Here is a 4,341-nt window from a genome sequence, read left to right on the forward strand (position 1 = left end):
GTTGTTGCGTGATTGATTTTGAACCGGGGCAAACCCCGGCTCTCAACTAACCGCCCCGCCTAAGCGCAAGCAAAGGCGGGGGTTATGTTTGTATAAATATAAGATATCAGCGGAAGACGTCTTCTTTGGTTCCGCCGTCGTAAGGATAAGCCAAACCGGCTTTTAAGAGGGCTTCTGCCAAATCTTCTTCATTGACTTTAACGTCGCATAACAAGCGGAAGTATTTGTCACGCCCGCAGTTTTTAAGATTGACCGGCGCGGCGCTTAAAAAATTTTCCGTAAAAGTTTTGGCTTTCTTCGCCAAGCGTTTTTCTTTGGCGGTTTTGCCTTTTATTTCCGGGCAGTCCACCCCGCGCACTCTTACGGATATATTTCCGCAAAGCACTTCCTCTTTACAGTTAAGGTTTATTTTAAAAGTGTCTCCGTCATATACGGAGATTACTTCAATATTGTCAAATTCATCGGCTTTAGGGTCAATACGGCGCGGCGCTTTTGCCGTTTCTCCGCCGAAATATTGCACAAAAAACAGTATCACTGTTATTATAACCGCGGCCCAAAAGCGTATTTGTTTTTTTGAAGAAATTCTTTTTCTTTTCATAAATTAAAGCTGGTTTGTCAGAGCGTTTACAATCTGCCAGGCCCAGTTCATTTCTATTTCTTTATCCATAAGTTTGGAATCTTTAAAATCTTTTTCAAAAAGTCTTGTTTCCAATTCCTTTACAAAGGCCGGGTCGTCTATGCCGAGGCTCATTTCATTGTTGATAAACAGGCTCATTTTATCGAAATTGGCCGATCCGACTATGGCCCAATCGTCATACAATGCGGCTTTTACGTGGCTCATACCGTTATAAAAGTATACTTTTATCCCGTTGCGCCAAAGTTTGTTCGCCATGGCGATATTGTTTTTTTGCATTATGCTTATGTCGTTTTCGCTCGGTAAAATTACGCGCACGTCAACGCCGCGGGCGCGCGCTTCTATTAGGCCTTTTACTATGCGGTCGTCGGAAAAATACGCGTTTTGTATGTAAATCCTTTTTTGCGCTCTTTTAATTGCCTCTATCTGAGCTTTAAAAATCTGCGCTTCCTCCGGGCGCGTATAAAGCAGGCGGATATTTATCATGCCGGGTTTTTCAAGGTTTTCCTCGCGGATTTTCTTGCTGAAAAGTTTTCTGTACGCGGCTGAAAAATCACCGCCCCAGCCGTTGAAGCTCCAAGTTTCGTAAAAGTTTTTTACCAGCCTTCCCGTAACCGGGCCCCGCAGGGCGACCATCATGTCATGCCATTGATAACGGTATTCTTCGCCGAAGTTCATCCCGCCCGTATAGGCCAAATCTCTGTCGATTATTATTACTTTGCTGTGGTCAAAAGTCGCCCAAGTGTTGAGCCTTTTCCTTACTTTAACCTTTGAACCCTTTTTTAAATAAGAGGCTATGCTTTGCGGCATAACATAATCTTTGGAATAATAAGCCGGGGTTTTTTTATTGTTTAAAAGGGAATTGAGTTCGTCAATCATAACTCTTACCTGCGTTCCTTCGTTGGATTTGCGTTTGAGCATATCCGCTATGGAAAGCGCGTACATATCCGTCGTGAATATATAAAGCCTTATAAATATGGAGTGCTTAGCCTTATTTGCGTTTACCAAGAAATGCGGATAAAATTCTTCCCCGTTGATAAGCAGCTGCGCGCTGCCTTTATAAACTTCTTTTGAGATTGTTTTATTCAGAAAATCGTTAAAATCTTTTAAGTCCATGCCTTGGGCGTTTTCGTTGACGGGGGGGATTTGCCCTTCAATATCCGTCGCGGGCGGAACCATCGCGCTGTAAAGAGAGTTCTTGCCCAAAGAAAGCAGCCTGAATACCGAAGTAAACGGTGCTTTTATTATACCGAATATATGGCTTTTTATCAGGAAAGAATATATAAACGAGGCCGAAAATCCCAGCTCCGACATTTGTTTTTTTAGTTCGAAATATTCCGGCAGGATAAGCGTTACGACCAAATTTTTTTCAAGATCCAAATATATATAAGGTTCGGTGCTTTTGTTTTGCGTCGGCAGCAGAAATTTTGTCTGAGATATCCCGGCCAGGCGGGAATCTTTTTTTAAGGCGTTTAGGAACATTTGCGTGAACTGGCTTTCGTTTATTCTGCCGGTTATTTGGATATCTTCGGGCATTTCCGTAAGCAGCTTAAAATCCGCCTTGCCGTTTTTATCCCTGTAAAGCGCGCCTTCAAAACCTTGAACTATAATGATAACACCGGTGCCGTCGCCCTTGGGCAAAAGCGTTTTAAAAAAGTCTTTTATTATGCCTTCAAATCCGGCCGCTGCGTAAACTACGCGCTCGCTTCCGGCGGAAGGATTTTTTATTTCTTTGGCGGCGGAAAGCTGCGCGCGGGCGTAATTATCCAAAGAGTTTTGCAGATTTTTCGGAAGAGCCGCTTTAAAATAAACGTCCGTATTTTGATATATATACTTTATATAAAGTTCTTCTCCGTTTAAAACGGCCTCTGCGGGGGCCGTTTCGTGCGAGTCTATAGAGGCTAAAAACTCTTTTTTGTTTTTTGCCGCGCTTGAGCATCCCGCGTAAATCAGGCAAAAAGCCGTAAGAACTAAAAGTATTTTGCGAATCATTTTTATTTAATATCTTCCGTTATCCAGGTGTTTGCGGCCACAACCGTGCCGGAGGCTATCTTTACCGGCCCCAGTATCGCCGCGCCGGCGTATATTGTTACCCCGTCGCCAACCGTAGGGTGCCTTTTAAGGCCTTTTTTGGCGTGGCCGTTTTCGTCTTTGGGGAAGCTCTTTGCGCCGAGCGTAACCCCCTGATATATTTTTACGTTGTCGCCTATTTCCGTGGTTTCGCCGATTACGACGCCGGTTCCGTGATCTATAAAAAAGCCGCGCCCAATTTTCGCGCCGGGGTGTATGTCTATGCCGGTAAGGCTGTGGGCGTGTTCGGTTATTATGCGGGCGGTAAGCTGCAAATCGTTTTCATAAAGGAAGTGCGCCATTCTCTGCAAAGTTACGGCCAAAAGCCCGGGGTAGCAGAGCATTACTTCATAATAGTTTTTTGCGGCCGGATCGCCGTTGTAAGCGGCTTCGACGTCGCTTAAAGCCAATGCCTGAAGCCTTGGCAGGGCCTGCTTAAATTTTTGCGTTACTTCCGCCGCTTTTTTTGCCGCTTTTTGCGGCTTTTCGGCGGAAGAAAAACACAGATAGTGTTTTATTTCCCGCTCTAGAATTTTAAGATTTTTTTTGAGTCTTTTTTCAAAATCGTCAATGCCGCAGTTTTTGCTTTCAAGTTTGGGATTAATGGTGTACAAAAACAAAGCGTCTTTAAAAAAGGTAAAAGCGTTGAGCAAGGCTTGCTTATCTGGGAAATAATCTCTTCTCGCGCAAGATACCGCCATGGCGGAGTTTATCATATTTTCCGTCAGCGTTTTGGCTGTGTTTTTCATATTTTTCATAAAATAATTCTACTAAATTTATTGCTATAATCTACTTGTAAGGGGGAATGAATGCCGTACGTCAATGTGTTAAAGGAAAATCTTTCCGTAAAAGCTTTGTCGGCTAAATGTCTTAAATTGTCGCCTTATACGGCTTTTGCTTCTTTAAAATTATGGGCTTTGTTCGTTTTGTTCAATTCCTTTGCCGCATTGATGTTTTTATCTTTCCAAAAAAGCGCGCAAAATGCTGGATGATGCCGGTTTTGAAGACTGTGGCATCGTAGCAAGCAATGCGCTGGATGAACATATTATTCGTGATATTCTGAGCCAGGGCGGTCAGGTGACCTCCTTTGGTGTAGGGGAACGTCTGATAACTGCAAAATCCAACCCGGTATTCGGCGGTGTGTACAAGCTGGTTGCTGTAGAACAGGATAATGAGCTGGTACCAAAAATCAAAGTCAGCGAAAATGTTGAAAAAATTACCAATCCGGGTTTCAAAAAACCATGGCGCTTATACGAAAGAACTACCGGGAAAGCTATTGCCGATGTTATTACACTGCATGACGAAGTGATTGATGACAGCCAGCCATATGAAATTTTTGACCCGTCTTACACATGGAAACGGAAAATGATTACCGACTTTATTGCAAAACCATTGCAGGTTCCGGTATTTGTGAAAGGCGAATGTGTATATGAATCTCCAAATCTGCAGGAAATTCAGAATTACTGCAAAGAACAGATTAACACTTTGTGGGATGAGGTTCTGCGTTTTGAAAATCCTCATACCTACTACGTTGACTTGTCTCAGGAGCTTTGGGATCTGAAGCACAGAATGCTCAACAACAGATAAAATGCATCTTTGCACGTTATGTCCGAGAAGCTGCCGCATCGATCGCTCCG

The 4,341-nt window shown here is 43.5% G+C and carries 4 protein-coding genes and 1 pseudogene; 2 read left to right on the plus strand and 3 right to left on the minus strand.

Annotated features, from left to right (window positions below; genetic code table 11):
• Positions 1 to 106: 106 nt before the first annotated feature.
• The 3 genes from ACQY26_RS03010 to epsC are packed head-to-tail and all read right to left on the minus strand — an operon-like array spanning position 107 to position 3,462.
• Complete coding sequence (locus ACQY26_RS03010; protein WP_428047613.1) at positions 107 to 598, minus strand: thermonuclease family protein; 492 nt, start codon at positions 596 to 598, stop codon at positions 107 to 109.
• A gap of 3 nt (positions 599 to 601) precedes the next feature.
• A complete protein-coding gene (locus ACQY26_RS03015; protein WP_428047614.1) occupies positions 602 to 2,626 on the minus strand; it encodes a phospholipase D-like domain-containing protein in 2,025 nt (674 codons plus the stop codon).
• Positions 2,627 to 2,628: 2 nt separating this feature from the next.
• Positions 2,629 to 3,462 (minus strand): serine O-acetyltransferase EpsC, encoded by an 834-nt coding sequence (gene epsC / locus ACQY26_RS03020; protein WP_428047615.1) that lies wholly within the window; start codon positions 3,460 to 3,462, stop codon positions 2,629 to 2,631.
• A gap of 51 nt (positions 3,463 to 3,513) precedes the next feature.
• Between epsC and ACQY26_RS03025 the strand changes: the two genes are divergently transcribed.
• Together ACQY26_RS03025 and ACQY26_RS03030 are read left to right on the plus strand one after the other, a co-directional pair.
• Positions 3,514 to 3,696, plus strand: coding sequence for a hypothetical protein (locus tag ACQY26_RS03025; RefSeq protein ID WP_428047616.1), 183 nt, complete (start codon positions 3,514 to 3,516; stop codon positions 3,694 to 3,696).
• Positions 3,662 to 4,291, plus strand: a pseudogene (locus ACQY26_RS03030) (nicotinate phosphoribosyltransferase); the annotation flags it as partial. The gene ACQY26_RS03025 and the pseudogene ACQY26_RS03030, both read left to right, overlap by 35 nt.
• Positions 4,292 to 4,341 lie beyond the last annotated feature (50 nt).

Origin of the sequence: Candidatus Proelusimicrobium excrementi (genome assembly GCF_937881865.1) — a bacterium.
In the GTDB taxonomy this organism is placed as follows: domain Bacteria; phylum Elusimicrobiota; class Elusimicrobia; order Elusimicrobiales; family Elusimicrobiaceae; genus Proelusimicrobium; species Proelusimicrobium excrementi.